At 41.3% G+C, this 17,203-nt stretch carries 12 protein-coding genes; 2 read left to right on the top strand and 10 right to left on the bottom strand.

The genetic code is table 11. From position 1 onward, the window contains the following. The 6 genes from BJN41_RS00005 to BJN41_RS00030 all read right to left on the bottom strand — a co-directional run. Positions 1 to 212 (bottom strand): transposase (locus BJN41_RS00005; RefSeq protein ID WP_141730344.1); only part of this gene is annotated, 212 nt, incomplete at its 3' end. A 182-nt stretch (positions 213 to 394) separates the two neighbouring features. Beyond that, entirely contained in the window at positions 395 to 3,034 is a 2,640-nt protein-coding gene (locus BJN41_RS00010; RefSeq protein ID WP_070151966.1) for a bifunctional aconitate hydratase 2/2-methylisocitrate dehydratase, read from the bottom strand. A 295-nt stretch (positions 3,035 to 3,329) separates the two neighbouring features. Further along, entirely contained in the window at positions 3,330 to 3,599 is a 270-nt protein-coding gene (locus BJN41_RS00015) for a hypothetical protein (RefSeq protein ID WP_070151968.1), read from the bottom strand. 198 nt (positions 3,600 to 3,797) lie between these two features. Then, complete coding sequence (locus BJN41_RS00020) at positions 3,798 to 4,157, bottom strand: hypothetical protein (protein WP_019838252.1); 360 nt, start codon at positions 4,155 to 4,157, stop codon at positions 3,798 to 3,800. Positions 4,158 to 4,271: 114 nt separating this feature from the next. Beyond that, a complete protein-coding gene (locus tag BJN41_RS00025; protein ID WP_070151972.1) occupies positions 4,272 to 8,783 on the bottom strand; it encodes a translocation/assembly module TamB domain-containing protein in 4,512 nt (1,503 codons plus the stop codon). Positions 8,784 to 8,804: 21 nt separating this feature from the next. Beyond that, a complete protein-coding gene (locus tag BJN41_RS00030) occupies positions 8,805 to 11,603 on the bottom strand; it encodes an autotransporter assembly complex protein TamA (RefSeq protein ID WP_070151975.1) in 2,799 nt (932 codons plus the stop codon). 172 nt (positions 11,604 to 11,775) lie between these two features. Between BJN41_RS00030 and BJN41_RS00035 the strand changes: the two genes are divergently transcribed. Beyond that, positions 11,776 to 13,095 carry an MFS transporter gene (locus BJN41_RS00035; RefSeq protein ID WP_070151978.1) on the top strand — a complete coding sequence of 440 codons (1,320 nt, stop codon included), beginning with the start codon at positions 11,776 to 11,778 and terminating at the stop codon, positions 13,093 to 13,095. Positions 13,096 to 13,099: 4 nt separating this feature from the next. After that, positions 13,100 to 13,735, top strand: coding sequence for a 2-polyprenyl-3-methyl-6-methoxy-1,4-benzoquinone monooxygenase (coq7, locus tag BJN41_RS00040; protein ID WP_070151981.1), 636 nt, complete (start codon positions 13,100 to 13,102; stop codon positions 13,733 to 13,735). Positions 13,736 to 14,055: 320 nt separating this feature from the next. On the opposite strand, the gene BJN41_RS00045 is transcribed toward coq7, so the two are convergent. From BJN41_RS00045 to BJN41_RS00060, 4 genes are all read right to left on the bottom strand, one after another. Continuing rightward, positions 14,056 to 14,493: a 2-amino-4-hydroxy-6-hydroxymethyldihydropteridine diphosphokinase gene (locus BJN41_RS00045; protein ID WP_070151993.1), complete on the bottom strand. Its 438-nt coding sequence runs from the start codon at positions 14,491 to 14,493 to the stop codon at positions 14,056 to 14,058. Next, on the bottom strand, positions 14,450 to 14,830 hold the full coding sequence (folB, locus tag BJN41_RS00050) for a dihydroneopterin aldolase (RefSeq protein WP_070151996.1): 381 nt from the start codon (positions 14,828 to 14,830) through the stop codon (positions 14,450 to 14,452). The genes BJN41_RS00045 and folB overlap by 44 nt, the downstream gene beginning before the upstream one ends. Positions 14,831 to 14,982: 152 nt before the next feature. Continuing rightward, a complete protein-coding gene (locus BJN41_RS00055) occupies positions 14,983 to 16,281 on the bottom strand; it encodes an ABC1 kinase family protein (protein ID WP_070152663.1) in 1,299 nt (432 codons plus the stop codon). A gap of 58 nt (positions 16,282 to 16,339) precedes the next feature. Next, complete coding sequence (locus BJN41_RS00060; RefSeq protein WP_070152666.1) at positions 16,340 to 17,068, bottom strand: HesA/MoeB/ThiF family protein; 729 nt, start codon at positions 17,066 to 17,068, stop codon at positions 16,340 to 16,342. Positions 17,069 to 17,203: the final 135 nt, after the last annotated feature.

A 17,203-nucleotide genomic window follows, 5' to 3' on the forward strand; every position in this document is an offset into this window, starting at 1 on the left:
TGAGTAGGATCCTGCACGGCACCCTCATGATGGCTGAAGATCCTGATCCAACGACTGACAAGGTTGGCATTAATACTATGTTGCAGTGCGACCGAAGCGATCGAGGTATTAGGATTTTTACAGGCATTGACAATACTGAGTTTGAATTCTTTGCTGTATGTTCTGCGTTTTTTAGCAACAGGAGGTGTTGCTGAATATATATCCATGTTCATGGATTAAGTCCCCACTTGTTTTTAGGTGGGAACTAAATTAAGGCTTATAGGATCGCTTGGTAAGGCTGTGTTAGCCGGATGCTTACAAAATAAGGGCTGAATGATCAGCCCTTATTTTAGCTTGCTTATTGCTCAACACTCGAACAAATCATAGATTAGCTCTTGTGTTTGCTTTTCCCAACTTAGGTCAACTGAGCAGCAGCAATTTTCTTGGTGTCTACTTTCGCAGCAGCGTCTGTATAGCTTTCCATCTGGTCAAAGTTCAAGTACTTGTAGATGTCAGCAGACATGCTATCGATTTGAGAAGCGTACTGTTGGTATTCTTCTGGTGTTGGTAACTTACCAAGTACCGCAGCAACAGATGCAAGCTCAGCAGAAGCTAAGTAAACGTTCGCACCTTGACCTAAACGGTTCGGGAAGTTACGTGTAGAAGTAGATACTACAGTTGTGTTCGGTGCTACACGCGCTTGGTTACCCATACATAATGAACAACCTGGCATTTCTGTACGCGCACCCGCTTTACCATAAGTGTTGTAGAAGCCTTCTTCCATAAGTTGACGCTCGTCCATACGAGTTGGCGGCGCTAACCATAGACGAGTAGATAAAGAACCACCAGGAACTTTGTCTAATAACTTACCAGCAGCACGGAAGTGACCGATGTTTGTCATACAAGAACCGATGAACACTTCGTCAATTTTGTCGCCTTGAACGTCAGAAAGAAGTTTTGCATCATCTGGGTCGTTCGGGCAGCAAAGGATTGGTTCTTTGATGTCAGCAAGGTCAATTTCATACACTTTCGTGTATTCAGCGTCTGCATCAGCTTTAAGAAGTGATGGGTTCGCTAACCATTTTTCCATGTTCTCAACACGACGAGCCATAGTACGCGCATCGCCATAACCTTCAGAAATCATCCACTTCAGCATGGTGATATTTGAACGAAGGTATTCAGCAACTTTCTCTTCAGAAAGTGTGATAGAACAACCTGCAGCTGAACGCTCAGCAGAAGCATCAGACAATTCAAATGCTTGCTCAACAGTTAAGTCAGTTTCCATTTCTGTTAAGTCGATTTCTAAGATACGACCAGAGAAGATGTTTTTCTTACCTTTCTTCTCTACAGTTAAGTCACCTTCTTTAATTGCGTAGTAAGGAATCGCATGTACAAGGTCACGTAAAGTGATACCAGGCTGCATTTTACCTTTGAACTTCACCAGTACAGACTCAGGCATGTCAAGTGGCATAACACCAGTTGCTGCAGCGAACGCTACAAGACCAGAACCCGCAGGGAAAGAAATACCAATTGGGAAACGAGTATGCGAGTCACCTCCAGTACCTACTGTATCTGGCAGAAGCATACGGTTTAACCAAGAGTGGATAATACCGTCACCTGGACGTAAAGAAACACCACCACGGTTCATGATGAAGTCAGGAAGCGTGTGTTGCATTTGAACGTCAACTGGTTTTGGATACGCAGCGGTGTGACAGAAAGATTGCATCACTAAGTCTGCAGAGAAACCTAAGCAAGCTAAATCTTTTAATTCGTCACGCGTCATTGGACCTGTTGTATCTTGAGAACCAACAGTAGTCATCTTAGGTTCGCAGTAAGTACCTGGACGAACACCTTGACCTTCTGGAAGACCACAAGCGCGACCTACCATTTTTTGAGCTTGAGTGAAGCCTTTACCAGAGTCAGCAGGTTGTACTGGAGTACGGAACAAAGTAGATGGTGCAAGACCTAAAGCTTCACGCGCTTTAGTTGTCAAACCACGACCAACGATCAAGTTAATACGACCACCCGCACGTACTTCGTCTAGAAGCACTGGAGTTTTAAGTTCAGATTCAGCGATTTGTGCGCCGTCTTTGAACGCTGTTACTTTAGCAGCAGCATGGTCGATTTTAAGCGTGATTTCATCACCCATGTTCATGTTAGAAACATCGATCTCAACAGGTAACGCACCCGCATCTTCCATTGTGTTAAAGAAGATTGGCGCAATTTTACCGCCTAAGCAGTAACCGCCTTCTTTTTTGTTTGGAATGTGTGGAATTTCGTCACCGAAGAACCAAAGTACAGAGTTTGTTGCAGATTTACGGCTTGAACCTGTACCTACAACGTCACCGACGTAAGCAACTTGGTTGCCTTTGGCGATCAATTCTTTGATTTGGCTTAATGGACCAACTTCACCAGGAACTTCTGGGTTGATGCCATCACGTACGTTTTTCAACATCGCATTTGCGTGCAATGGAATGTCTGGACGGCTCCATGCGTCTTGTGCAGGTGACAAGTCGTCAGTGTTGGTTTCGCCAGTAACTTTGAAGACTGTAAGTTTGATTTCTTCAGGAACATCTGGACGCGATGTGAACCACTCAGCATCAGCCCAAGATTGTAAAACTGCTTTCGCGTTTTCGTTACCTGCTTTTGCTTTGTCTGCTACGTCATGGAATGCGTCAAATACAAGCAAAGTTTTTTTCAATGCTTCAGCTGCTAAGCCACCTAATTCAGCATTGTCTAAAAGGTCTACTAAAGGTGCTACGTTATAACCACCAAGCATTGTGCCTAGTAAGTAAACAGCACGCTCTTTAGAAACGAGTGGAGAGGTTGCTTCACCTTTTGCTACAGCAGCTAAGAAAGCAGCTTTAACGTATGCCGCTTGGTCAACACCTGCAGGCACACGGTTTTCAAGCAAATCAACCAAGTAAGCTTCTTCGCCTGCTGGTGGATTTTTTAATAATTCAACTAATGCAGCAGTTTGAGCATCATCAAGTGGCTTCGGTGGGACTCCGAGTGCGGCACGTTCTTCAACGTGTTGGCGGTAAGCTTCTAGCACGGTGTTATTCCTCTTTTTTAAAAAATTATTTGTGAATTCCTGCTTTTAAAGCATCACAAACAATATGGACTGCAAAATTTTACTAAACTTCCGGTTAAAAGTTAATGCAACTAGAGTGTTTCTTTGTGATGCCCATTATTTTATAACTAAATGATGCGCATATTTTCAATTTACAGGTAAAACATGTCTTAATTTTAACTTTTTCGGTATTTACACTAACTTTTCACCTAAAGTTTAACGCGTAAAAAAGGCAACACTCATGTTGCCTGTTCTAATTAATGAATGATATTCCACCTTAGTGTACTGTTGTGGCTTGAAGATAGTGCTGTAATTGTTCACGACTACCTTCAAACTTGACTTGAATTTCATCTTCATGCAGCATGCAATGTTCTGCGCTGGTAAATGTAATTTGAACTTGATATATCTTTGCAAGTGCATCAATTTGCTGACGTAAGTATAACCGATCACCTAAACTCAACACATAATAACTGCCGCCAATCACCGCGACACCTTGTTCATCTTCTAAGAGCAAATCTGCATTCTGCAGGTAAGCAACTACTTCCATTATGCGCTCCTACTGTTGTTGTTTTTTTATTATTCATGAAAAAGATAAGCATTACTAGTTTTAAGATTTAGATCTTGTCACAATTTATTTGTTATTTATTGTGTTTTAGACATTTGATTAACTTAGGCTATTTATCAGTAAAAAATAGTTAAAACATCAAAACATGTTTCAATTTTATTTAACAAAAAAACCGTTTCTTTAGAACGGTTTGTAATTAGGCATTTTATCATGCGGTGTTGCAATACATTTTTCGGTAAATTTAGCACGGACTTTTTCACGTGCTGCATCAACATCAGCATTAATTTCTTCAATTGGTAATGCATAGACTTGCGCAATAATCTCTAAGATAAAATTACGGGTAATGTCATCTTCAATTTTATTGGCATGCTCTATGGCACTTTCTTTTTCAATCGCATTTTGACGATCTAGCATAATGGTACGCGCTGCGTTGCCAACACTTCGACAATAGCCTTGCCATTGTTCTTCTGGGGTTAAGGGTTTCTTTTCTGCACAGCCCATTAATGCAAGCACTGCAGTCACCACTAAAATCTTTTTCATTGAAGCTCTCCTGTTGTGCTTATGATAATCAAAAGTTGGCATAAATACGCAACCATCCATACACAAGTTTGAAAAATGCGCTCGAGTTGAATACATTTTAAAGTAAGGTTGCTTTTAGAAACGCCAGTTATAGAAAATATCCACAGCGCGTTCTAAAGCTTGGCTGGCTTCCAAATACAATCGTTTGTTCATTTGATAACGCAAAGTCAATTTATTGACAGGTGTGAAAACTCCGACACCGTAACGGATAAACAAGTCTGGGGTGATATAACCCGTCAAACTGACTTGGGTATCATCTCCTGTACCCTGAGCATCAAGCGCCAAACCACTTAAACCGAAAGTACGCCCAATTTGATTGGTCAAGGCACGTGTACCCCCTAAGCCCATACTAATACCAGCCGCGGCAATGGTATTGTTGACGTCTGACTTAAAGCTTTCGGTCTGACTCAAGCCACTGGTACCTTCATTGATACGACCTGTAATCAAGGCATTTAATGCTTCTTGTTCAGATAAGCCTGCATCGTTATACACCTGAATATTCGGACTACTGGCTGTGCCTGTGACTCTAAAGCCGACCATACTGCCCTGCACGTTTTTATTGGCATCCATGTCTAAAGTTGGGTTAGAAATTGGGCCATTAAAACGCGCAATTGCACGGTTCAAATCCAGACTTTGTCCATAGGCTTCAATTTTCACACGTTGGCTTACCCCAATCGCACCATTGGCACGCATTGCAGTTTCTAAACCACGTTGGGATAAATACAAACGTCCAAGCAGTGGAATACGACTATTAAACCCTTGGAAAATAACCCGATCACCCAAATTCAGCTCAAGGTCGGCACGAATATCCCATGGACGAGCTGAACGCAACAATGCCAGCTGATCTTGTCCCTCATGCACCACACGCACATCCGAAGATACGTTGATCACAGGTGAAGAAACTTCAGGCATAGAAATCAAAGCTCGAGGTACATCCACACGCCCTTTTAAATTCAGTTTTTTCTGGAAAGGTAAAACATCTAACGATACATCTGGCGTAACCGTTGCAGTAATCAGTGGTGCTTGACGAATCAATAAATCTTTACCGTTTAGATTTAACTGAATTCGTGGCTCATTTTTCCAATCTACATTGCCCGTTAAACGGCCAACACCACCACCACTGTTAAATGCACCATTAATACTTGCCTGATCTTGGCGTATAGATGAATAAAGCTGCACATTGGTCAGATTTACAGGTAAAGAAATCATGCTGATCACACCATCTTTCAGGCGCATTTCACCTGTGAGCAATGGTGATGTTAAAGTCCCGTTGACTTTCCCTGCAAAAGACAAAGTCCCTCCCATTGTGCGCACATCGGCAATAAACGGTTTAAAAACTTTGAGTTGTACCTGATCAAAGGCAATTTCACCGCGCATTGGCATATTTTTAGCGTAAGGATCAATTAGTACATTTGCATAACCCGTACCAATTTCAGGCGTTTTCACATCTACACGCAATTTCAGCCCTTCGGCAATGCTTTTTGCGACCACAGCCACTTGTTCATAGCGCAAGGTAGAGCCAATATCTTGCGGATCGTCCCCAGCAAGTCCAATGACGCCATCACGCGTTACCAAATGAGCATCAATTTTTGGCTTTTGACCTTTTGCCCATGCCGCTTTGGCATATCCATTGACCTTACCTGTAATCGCCAAACCTTCAGGCATAAATGCAGAAAAGTCATTTAAGTCTAAGTTTTGAGTTACAAATGAAGCATTGGCTTTGGTTTTACTCACACGAATAGGTTGATCAAAACACAATTGACTTTGCTGACTCATCCAGCAATGCGCACCGACATACAGCTCATTGGTTTTATGTTGATAAATGACGGCTGCGTTTTGGCGCTGCGCTAAATGGGTTCTTAAAGAGTCAAAATCCCCTTTCTGAATTTGTCCCATCCAATCATTTTGTGCATTTAAACCACCTGCCAATTGCACATAAAACTTACTCAGCTTATTTTCGGCTTCAAGTTTTAAAATATGCGCCTGACGTGTACCTGCCAAAGAAATTTGACCGTGATCAATGCCGCGGTTACCACTGCGTAAATTTTCAATGGATGCCTTCATCAGTCTTGGTGTATTTTCTGAAGTTGGCAACTCACCTTGTAGGCGCAATTTACGCACACTAAAAATATTATTAACACTAAACTCATCAACAGCAAGATTGGCAGTGGCTTGTAAGCGTGGCTGCGACTGTACGTTGATATAGCCATAAGCACGCCCACGCAACCCTGAATAAATTTCGTATAAAGCAGGCGCATTGACTTTAATACGCAGATTTTGAGCATTCCCCGTCGCTTGTAATTGATTTTTGGCATAAGACAAAAATAGATTATTGGCTTCAAACTGTCGTGGAAAAAAGCCTTTTTGATTGTCATCAATCAACAAAGCTAAATTACCTGTACCACGTACAGGTTTATTATTGAGCATGCCTGCCAAATTCAGCCGCTCAATATTGATCCGTTTTTGAGTGTCTGACCAAATACCCTCGGTGCGAATGTTGCCCGATAATTCACCACGAACACTGGACACAAAATAGTGCGGTTTAAAGCGAATTAATGAGGCATTTAAACTCCAACCTATGCCATTATTCAAATGCAGCAAACCATCCGCCACAATTTGCCCTGCAACACCATTATGGCGTAAGTCGCTAATTTTAATTAGTTCAGGTGTACCTGATAATTTTAGTTTTAAATATCCTTTACTGCCTTGAATGCCACTGGCATTTAAGCCACCATCGTAATTTACAGCAAAACTTTTAAAGCCACCGCCAGCTTTGATATCATGGAATAATAATGCGATGGTGCTTTGCCCAGTTAAGTCTACGTTTTCGTTTTGGTTGACCAAACGCCCTGTTAAATTAATATCTTTTAAATTAATAATTTGCTGATTCGGCAATGCAAAACCATTGGCTTTAAACTGCCCATTCAACACATTAACAGGTGCTGCGGTGCTAATGCTTTGTGGGTTAAAGTTTTTTGCAGCCAATACTGCATTCCATTTCAACTGACTTTTATCGGTTGGTAAATCAATTACGGCGCTGCCTGCCAAATGACTATCTGCGGTATCAAATTTAAAATTGGGAATATTTAAGCGATTATTTTTTAAATTCAGTTTGGCTTGGTACATACCTGCAGGTAACATGGTTTTTTCATGTGTGCTGACTTTAGTCGCCACAAAAATATCTTGCTGACCTTCTACTAAGGCCAATTGCACATCACCCGATTCACTTTTTAACCAACCCACATACGGCACTGCACGGTCAATATTATTCCAACGCACATCCAATACCATTGGACTCGCCGCTTTACCTTGTGTAGGATTTTGGTCTAGTTTTAAGTTCCATGTTTCAAATCGGTCAAAATCAACTTGTGCAGTTAAATGTGTACCTTTTTCCAAATGACCTTTAGAAGTCAAATTGGCATCTAAACTTGGCGGTAAAAAGTCTTTGACCACTTGAGGAATTATTGGATCTTTAGGATTAATTTTATCCAAACGCCCTGCTAAATCCCAACTCACTTTTTGATCCCAACTGACGATACCCGCCAAGTTAGCTGCACCTTGCATGAGTTGTGCATTTAAATTACTGATATTCAGTTGATGAACTAAATCGGTATACATCAAACCTGTATATTGACCTTTAGGAATGTTTTTACCACTCAAATCCGTATTGACATCAATATCTAAACGGTTAATGTCGCCTTTAAATTTGGCTGCGCCCGCTTGAGTAAAAAGTTCCTGCTCGGTCAAAATCGGCCAACGGTAGTCTTTAAATTGTAACTCACCAAACATGGGCACTTGTTTGCGCATAGGGTGCAACACCACCCATCCTGTGAGCAAGTCAGGCGTATTTGTTGCAACACCTGCCTGAACTGTATCAAGCGTGCCTTTGCCAACCACCTTAATATCGTGAATATTTAAGCTGTTATGTAAAGATGGAATATTTAAAACCCCCACCACATTAAGCGGATATTTACCCTCAAACTTCATATTGCCTGTGGCATTACGTACATTCAAATACTCCATATCCATCTTGGAGTCTTCAAATTTAAGCTCTGTACCCGACCATAAGGCATTGTTTAAATGAATATCGTAAAAATCGATCTGAGTTCCAGAAGCGGTTTGAATCAATAAATGATCGACATCGGCAGTGTCTAAACGCAAAACAAAAGGTAAACGGATTTCATTGAATTTGAATGGATCATCACTCGGCGGGCCTTTTGGATAAATCCGCAGATTACGCACATCGGCACGGTTAAGATGGATTTCTTTATCTAGTATGGCACGCCAACCAAGAATGACATCGGCACGGTCAATTTTGACATCAACAGGTTTTAAGCTGACGATGATATTGCGCAAAATAATCCCGCGCCATAAATTACCGCCTTCATATTCATATTGAATAATTTCTTGGCGCTGCAACACACTATCTAATAAGAACTTTGACCCACGGTCTGTTGAGAACATCAACACCAAAGCGGACACCAATAACACCAGCATCAACAGCAGTGACAGTAAAACACTCCTGAGTATTCGACGCTTTTTAGGTGGCGTTACTGGGATTTCTGGTTGCTGTTCAACTTCAGCCATAATGTTCTCTAAGTCTTAAATTTATAGTTGAGAGCCAATAAAGAAATGTAAACGGATTGGATGATTGTCATCTGAAATGCCAGAAGCCACATCTATCCGAATTGGACCAATCGGTGATGCCCAACGTACCCCTAAACCTACGCTATATTCGGTGTCGTTGCTAAAGTCTTTATCGTAAGCATTACCAAAATCACTAAATACGGCTGCGCGCCAACCCTCTTTAAATTGATAGTTATATTCTAATGAACCCACTGCCAAAGCCTGACCACCAATTTTAAAGCCTTCGATTTGTGGTGATAAAGACTTATAGTCAAAGCCACGTAAAGACTGGTCGCCACCGGTAAAATAACGCAAGTTATACGGCACTTTATTAAAATCTTCGGTGTAGATATAACCTAAGTCACTGCGCCCGACAAACTGATGGTCGTCATTTTCACCAAATGAATATATAAAACGCCAACCTGCATTCAGAATGGCTAAATCTGCATCACTGAGCAGTGATTCACTTCCTAGTTCTACTTTATAAATTTGACGGAAACCTTTGCTTGGATTAACACGACGGTTGCTGTCGGTACGTGAAACTTCATAGCCAAGCAATAACGATTGTTGCTCGACATCCCCATTGGCAATAAACGCATCAGGTTTAGTTAAAAACACAGTGCCATCTTCGGTCAAGCGATCTAGTCGATAACGTAAACCAAAAGTATGTTGCCAACTGCCCATTGGTTTTTTAATCACACGGTCAACACCTGCAACCGCAGATTCAATCATCAAGCCGCCACCTTGTGCAACATCGTCACGTTCTTCACGCTCATAACCGCCAACCAACGCAACATAATCATTCAGTGGATGGTTATAAGGAATGTTATAGCGTCCATCAATAGCTTGACGAATTTGCGAAAGCTCCAAGTTAGCATCAAAAGAGTGACCACGTTTATTGACAATGGCACGGCGATATTGCCCACGCAAACGCACGCCTGTGTCAGTTCCAAAACCTGCACCGACTTCGGCACTATTTAAGCGGTCTGCATTTAAAGTCACAATCACAGGAATTTTTTTGTCGATACGTGCCTGTTGTTTTAAGCGTTCTTCTTCCGATTGTGTATCTTCTTGCTGTGCTTGTAGTATGCGCAGTTTATCGTTGCTAGTACCTTCTTCTGTGCCTGCAAACTCAGCCTCATTCACCACAGATTGTGTCACTTCCTGAGATGATACCACCCGTTTTTGATCGGCTGCTGTGGCCTCGTAAACAGAGAGTTTTTGTTGATCAACTAAAGCCTGAATATCTGGCGGCAATTCCAAAGGATGCTCTACAGGATCAGGACGAATTGTATCCACCAAGGTGTAGTTAAAATAACGTGAGTTGGTGAGGTTGTTGGCCAAACCATTCACACGCCAAAAAGTATAGTCAGCATTGTCCTGCCAAGTGACCAAACTTTGCAGAATATCCATATCCAAAGGGAATTCTTGGTTTGGATCGCTCATGCGAAATTCGACGTTACCTAGTTTATAACGCTCGCCTGTTTCGTAACGTAAATTGATATCGGCTGTATTTTGAGGTTGAGCGACTTTCACGTCATGCAGACGCCAGTAACTGTCAAAATAACCGTTATCTGAAGCCGCATCGGTAATACGTTTTTTGGTTTGTTCATACAAACCATGATTAAACACATCATCTACTTCTTGATCAGGCAAGACACCAATAACCTGAAATTGTGCCTCGTATTGTCCTTCGCCTGTAAATTCAATATTTTGCTGTTTAATCGCCACAGGTGGATTTGGCACAACATGCACTCGCACGCGGCTTTCGCTGAGTTTTTCAAACTTAAACTCGGCATTATAAAAACCCACCGCTTGCGCAGCCTGATTTGACAGCGTACGTAATTGTGGCAATGCAGATGGAAAATCTGCAAAAGATTCCTGGGTAAAACTGGACAATTTAGCCTTAATATTGGCACTTAACTGATCTACCGCTGTACGATAAGCATTGGGCGACACTTCTCCAATTGAGTCTTGTGTACCATTAGCGCTATTTGCGGTAATGACTACATCAGCACTAATACGCGGCACTTTGGCTGTGTTTAGCTCACGCGGTGGACGGACTTTATACAATAAACGTCTGAAAAAACCGGGTTTATCGGCATTTTCGACCTGCGTCATCCAACCCAATTCAGTCAAGGTGTCTGAAGGATTGGCTTCCACTACAAAATTTCTGTCTGCCTGAATGCTTGTCATGAGTTGATCAACATTTACAGGCGCTTGATCAATTTGTAGCACCTCCTGCTGTGTCGCATCTTGCACCAATGTTTCAGGCTCTTGACCATTGCGGTCTAGCATCGCTTCTTGTTTAGCTTGTTGGGCTACTTGAAAAATTTCATTGGCAAGTTGCTGATCTACAGGTGCAATGGGTAAATCTTCTAAGTCTTCAAACTCGATAGGCTGAAATTCAGCAAAAGATGCCCCTGCCTGTTGTTGCTGTTTCAGCATTTCTAGACTATTAAATTCAGGCGTTTGTGTTTGCTCTAAAGCTTCTTCAATTTTTTGCAGATCTTCGGCACTGTCTTTTCCTTGTGCTGCTGCCAATTGTTTAATTTCTTCAGCTAAATTTTGTGCTTCTTCTGTAGTTGGAGTCTGCAGTGGTGTAGGATTTTCAGCGAGTTGGGTGTTGGAGTTAGGTACCTTAAGACTTTCTGCAAAACTTGAGGATGCAACTAAACCTAAAAACAGACTTAGTCCGAGCTTTTTCGGCATATTCCAGCATAAAATTGCATGCATACTGGAACACAGTACTGATTTTTTAAAGTTTGTATTTACAAGCATAAAAAACTCTAAACTGATTTAATTTTTTGGATAAACCCCAATCAACCCGCGTATAAACACTATTTGTTTGATTTTTTCATTAGTGAAATACTTAAAACATCATACATGATTTTCTGTACAATTATATCAAGTGGCCACATTTCTTAATAAAACTAAATGAAGTTAATCACGCATGAAAAAAAATGAACATTTGTTAAAGAGTCGTCGCTTTTTGCCGATGTTTCTCACCCAATTCTTTGGCGCACTCAATGATAATGTATATAAACAAGCGCTGCTTTTGGTTTTTACCTATGGCTTGATTAGCCAGCAATCTGCAAATGTCAGCACCCTGAACAATTTGGCCGCCTTGCTGTTTATTTTGCCCTATTTCATTTTTTCTGCCACCGCAGGACAGCTGGCAGACAAGTATGAACGTGCCCAATTGGTACGTGCCATCAAATTGCTGGAAATTATTATCATGCTGATTGCGACTGCAGGTTTCCTGTTAGGAAGTTTGTGGTTGTTGCTGACTGCCCTTTTTCTAATGGGCGCACAATCGACCTTTTTTGGTCCAATTAAATATGCCATTTTGCCTGAAGTGCTAAAACCGCATGAACTGATGTCGGGGAATGCAATTTTCCAGTCAGGTACATCTATTGCAATTTTATTAGGGATGATTCTAGGCGGTGCAGTGATTTCAGTATCTGCAGGAAATTTAGTCTGGATTAGCTTAACTGTGGTGATAATTGCACTGATTGGTTATGCCTCAAGCCGTTTTGTACTGACGCAGCGCGTCACTGCGCCTGATATTCAAATTGACTGGAATTTTTTCCGTACCAGTTTTCAGACATTAAAATATGCCAAAAGCCTACCCATGATTTTTCTCATTTTATTGGGCAATTCTTGGTACTGGTTTTATGGGGCAACTTATTTAACCCAAATTCCCCAACTCACTCAACAAAATCTGCATGCCTCTGAAAACGTGGTGAGTTTACTACTGACGCTATTTTCTGTAGGTATTGGTGTAGGTTCTTTGCTGTGCCGTAAAATAGGCGGTACAGAGGTCAATATTAAAATGGTACCTATTGGCGCAGTCGGTTTAACCATTTTTGCTTTTTATTTGGCGGGCGCATTGGCTTTTGTACCGGAAAAAACGGGGGCATTTTTGGGCTTAAGCGAAGTCTTTCAGCAAGGATGGAGCTATTATCATGTCATGTGCGCAGTCACTTTGCTGGGCATTAGTGGCGGTTTTTACATTGTACCCTTATATGCCATGATGCAAGCTTATTCCCCTCGTTCGCACCGTGCACGTGTGGTTGCTGCCAATAATATTTTGAATGCGTTATTTATGGTGTCATCTGCCATTTTTTCGATTTTAATTTTAAGCGTCTTAGAAATTGATTTAAAAATTCTATTTAGTATTACTGCTGTTTTAAGTGCTGTTTTCACTCTTTGGCTCTTGTTAAAGCTCAAGCCAATGTTAGATACTGCACAAGACTCTTTGGAGGATTAATTTCATGCGTCATTACACAGACATCGACAAGTTTATTCATTCATTTGACCAAGCCTTGCGTAGTTTAGTACCTGGCACAACTTCGGCTCAACGTGAAAACCCAGGCAATACGGTTGAAACCAAATTGGCAGTGAGTGAAGCACGTCATGTTGCAGGCTTAATGCGGGTAAACCATAGTGGCGAAGTCTGTGCGCAAGCCCTATATCACGGTCAAGCTTTAACTGCGAAATTGCCTAATGTACGTCGTGAAATGGAACAAGCTGCGATCGAAGAACAAGACCATTTAGCATGGTGCGAAGACCGATTAAAAGAGTTAGACAGCCACACCAGTTTGCTTAATCCTGTATGGTATGGTTTATCTTTTGGGATGGGTGCAATAGCAGGTATTGCAGGTGATAAATACAGTTTGGGTTTTGTCGCAGAAACTGAACGTCAAGTGAGTCTGCATTTAGAACATCATATCAGCCAGTTACCCGAACAAGATGATCGTTCACGTAGAATTCTAGTCCAAATGAATGAAGATGAATTGCATCATCGCGATACGGCGCTCAAAGCAGGGGGTGTAGATTTACCTGTGCCAGTACGTTTGACCATGACTGCGATTTCCAAACTCATGACCAAGACCAGTTATTATATTTAATGAATTGATAACACTTAAACGCTCACGATTGTGGGCGTTTTTTATGCCAACAAATACAAAAATAACTCAATTAAAAAGATCAAGACATAACAGAGAAAGAGCCGATTGTGAGTTATCCCAAGATTTATCCGCAGATTTTGTGGATATTTTTTAAGTGCAAAGCCGTATAAATACAGAAAAATATTGTTTTTGATGGTTTTTCATACAAATATATCAGCAAGATATGACACGGTGATGTTAACCGAAACGAGATCACAGATCACAGATCACAGCCTAGACTGTACAGATACATTACTGATCTGCCACTTTTACTGGTTAATTTACTCTTCACAACTCACAATTGGATAGTCATGCACAGCATGCTCAAAAGCATCATCTTGCCAAATATCCCACATTGGAATTTTAACATCTAAAGCCAGTGGCAGTTTTTTCGGATTGAATTGCATTTGAGCTAAATTTTCACCCCACGCAATAATATCAATATCCAGCGGAATATCATGCGATGGACGCACACGCCCTGCTGCAACTTCCAATTCTTTGAGGATGATATTCAGCTGCTCAAAGCTTAAACGGCTTTTTAGCAAACAAGCAGAATTCCAATAGTCTGCACCAATCCCATCACGGCATGGAATCAGATAAATATGCGAAAATTGCACTTCACCCAATGCAGCAATTTGCTGATAGGCACTTTTAAACTGACGTGGTGCTTCGCAGTTACTCGCCAGTGCGAGGGCAAAAATCGTTTCGGTGGCGTTCAAGACGAATTCCTACAGAATTGGCTTCTGGAATAATGGCAGGTTTACGAATGGTGATGGTAATGGATTCAATAGCTGCAAAAGTCGTAAAAAGTGCATCCACAACCAATTGTGCGGCATGCTCAATCAATTTTGGCGCAGCCTGCTGAATCACTTGCGCTGAAATGCTGCAAATTTCTGCATAATTGAGCGTGTTTTGCAGCTCATCTGAAGCTGCAGCTTGGCTTAAATTGGTGGCAATGATCAAATCCAACATGAGCGGTTGTTGAATCTGACGCTCCCATGCAAAACAGCCCACGACTGTTTCTACCTTTAATCCTTCAATTATAATTGCGTCCATGATCACACTCTATATTTCATTTTAAAGCCACCGATCTCCTTCTACTAAAAGAGATGTTTACCCTATTTTAAAGCCACACTGAATTTATAAAACAAAAGATCGGTGGCTTTAAAATATGCAAACAGAATGCTTGATTCGACCAATATGGATAATTAATGCTTTAACAACAAGTTCGGATCAATGCTTTGTACCATCTGCAATCGTTGATCGGCATAAATATCGGTATAAGGTGCTAAAACGCGCATGAAACGGTCAAAGTACAACATTTGCTTGAACAGTAAAGCAAAGTCACGTGGGAAACGAATCCCATGACGCTCACCCACAGCAACCATATCAAGCATGATGTCATTTAAATCTGCAGGGTTAGAAGTCAGCAATTCTTGAGGATCAGCCAGCAATACGCCACTAAATAAACGCTCTAAATCTGCTGCCAAAACCTGAGTATCAATTTGTGTGTCAGTCATGCCCATTTTGAGCATATTTTCCGCCATAAGCGTGTAGTTGGTATTTTGCAAGGCATCCATAAAGGCCATACAAGCAGTCCACACTTCAGGATTTAGCTGTCCGACAATACCAAAATCAATAAAGCCGACACGTCCATCTTCAAGCAACATCAGGTTGCCTGCGTGTAAATCGGCATGGAAACTGTTACACATCATCAAACTACCGAACCATGTATTCATGGCAGTAATCAATACTTGCGATGGGTCGTTAGATACTTGTTTCACCACATCAAAATCGGTCAAAGGTACGCCATACAAACGCTGCATGGTCAATACGCGACGGGTGGAATATTGATGATAGACCTTAGGTGCAGTGGCTTTTTTGTTTTGGGTCACATTCAGATAATTAATAAAATCATCTAAGTTTCGTGCTTCTTCAATAAAGTCGACTTCACGCACCATACGGGTTTTGATTTCTTCGACAATATCGGCCAATGACGCAAATTTGACTTTAGGCACAGCTTTTTCGAGCAGTTTGGTCGCCCAGTGCAAAACATTTAAATCGGTATAGAGAATGGTTTCTACACCTGGTTTTTGCACTTTAATCACCACATCTTCGCCACTCACCAATTTTGCAGCATGTACCTGTGCAATCGATGCTGATGCTAAAGGCTTTTCATCTATTGATGCAAATATTTCATCTAAATTACGCCCTGCAAATTCAGATGCCAATACCTGCTGCACATAACTAAACGGCAAAGTTGGGGTTTGATCTAAACAACCTTGAAATTCTTCGACATATTCACGTGGGAACAATGACGGTGTGCTGGCAATAAACTGCCCAAGTTTAATGTAAGTTGAACCTAAAGATTCAAATGTTTCGCGCATGAGTTTGGCATTACTTGGCTTTTCAGTGGCATATTTAATGCCTGCTTTGGCTGCCACTACGGCTGTTTCACCCATGCGAGCAACTGAACGTAAACCATCTAACCAGATATTATTTTTCATCATGTCTGAGTCATATTAAAGTAGTGTGATTTTAACAAAAAATTGCCAAGTAAAAAGGCTATCTTGCCTGACAAACTGGACAGTTGTGATCTTGATCAAAAGACAATAAGCGTTGTTTCATGCTTAAACCATCCCATAGCAATAACTTTTGTTTCAGCGCGGTGTTGCCTAAACCCAAGTACAACAAAGCATGATGGGCTTGTAAACTAGCCATGACGTTGGGAGTGGTTGCCAATACGCCACTGTCTGCGCAGCGCAAACTTTCATTGGCATGCTGTTCTTTCGGGAACAGACACTCATAACACGCTGAGCCCCCTTCAACCATGAACATTTGCCCTTGAAAACCAATGGCAGAGGCACTGAGTAAAGGCACATTCAATTGTCGGCAATATTGATTGACCAAATATCGGGTACTGAAATTATCGCAACCATCTAAAACCAGATCTTGTTGGGCAATTAAAGTACCCGCATTTTTCGCATCTAACAGCGTGGTTAAACTAACAATTTCGAAATAAGGGTTAATTTGCATTAGTCTTTTTGCAAGAATTTCAGCTTTATAAAAGCCTAAATCTGCGGGGGTATAAGCAATTTGCCGTTGTAAATTACTGGTTTCAATCACATCGGCATCAATTAGTGTGATTTTACCCACGCCTGCACGTGCTAGTAATTCTGCACTTAAACAGCCAATCCCGCCACACCCCACAATCAGCACATTGGCAAGTTTTAATTTTTCTTGTGCTTCAATATCCCAGCCATCCAATAAAATTTGTCGGCTATATAAATGCATTTCTGCATCACTCAATTCTAACTGAATATCGAATATGCTTTCCAAGAAAATACCCTATGCTGCTAACCAAAACGTTAAGTATAACGGTTATTCAAAGCAAACCGTCTTGCTGGTGGTTGAATTGTTCTGTATTTA

The organism is Acinetobacter towneri (assembly GCF_001758345.1).
Taxonomy (GTDB): domain Bacteria; phylum Pseudomonadota; class Gammaproteobacteria; order Pseudomonadales; family Moraxellaceae; genus Acinetobacter; species Acinetobacter towneri_A.

What these genes read in the sequence shown, in the direction of transcription:
- BJN41_RS00025 (WP_070151972.1), bottom strand. Translation starts at nt 8,783, where the DNA reads ATGGCTGAAGTTGAACAGCAACCAGAAATCCCAGTAACGCCACCTAAA.
- coq7 (WP_070151981.1), top strand. Translation starts at nt 13,100, where the DNA reads ATGCGTCATTACACAGACATCGACAAGTTTATTCATTCATTTGACCAA.
- folB (WP_070151996.1), bottom strand. Translation starts at nt 14,830, where the DNA reads ATGGACGCAATTATAATTGAAGGATTAAAGGTAGAAACAGTCGTGGGC.
- BJN41_RS00055 (WP_070152663.1), bottom strand. Translation starts at nt 16,281, where the DNA reads ATGAAAAATAATATCTGGTTAGATGGTTTACGTTCAGTTGCTCGCATG.
- BJN41_RS00015 (WP_070151968.1), bottom strand. Translation starts at nt 3,599, where the DNA reads ATGGAAGTAGTTGCTTACCTGCAGAATGCAGATTTGCTCTTAGAAGAT.
- BJN41_RS00035 (WP_070151978.1), top strand. Translation starts at nt 11,776, where the DNA reads ATGAAAAAAAATGAACATTTGTTAAAGAGTCGTCGCTTTTTGCCGATG.
- BJN41_RS00020 (WP_019838252.1), bottom strand. Translation starts at nt 4,157, where the DNA reads ATGAAAAAGATTTTAGTGGTGACTGCAGTGCTTGCATTAATGGGCTGT.
- BJN41_RS00060 (WP_070152666.1), bottom strand. Translation starts at nt 17,068, where the DNA reads ATGCATTTATATAGCCGACAAATTTTATTGGATGGCTGGGATATTGAA.
- BJN41_RS00030 (WP_070151975.1), bottom strand. Translation starts at nt 11,603, where the DNA reads ATGCTTGTAAATACAAACTTTAAAAAATCAGTACTGTGTTCCAGTATG.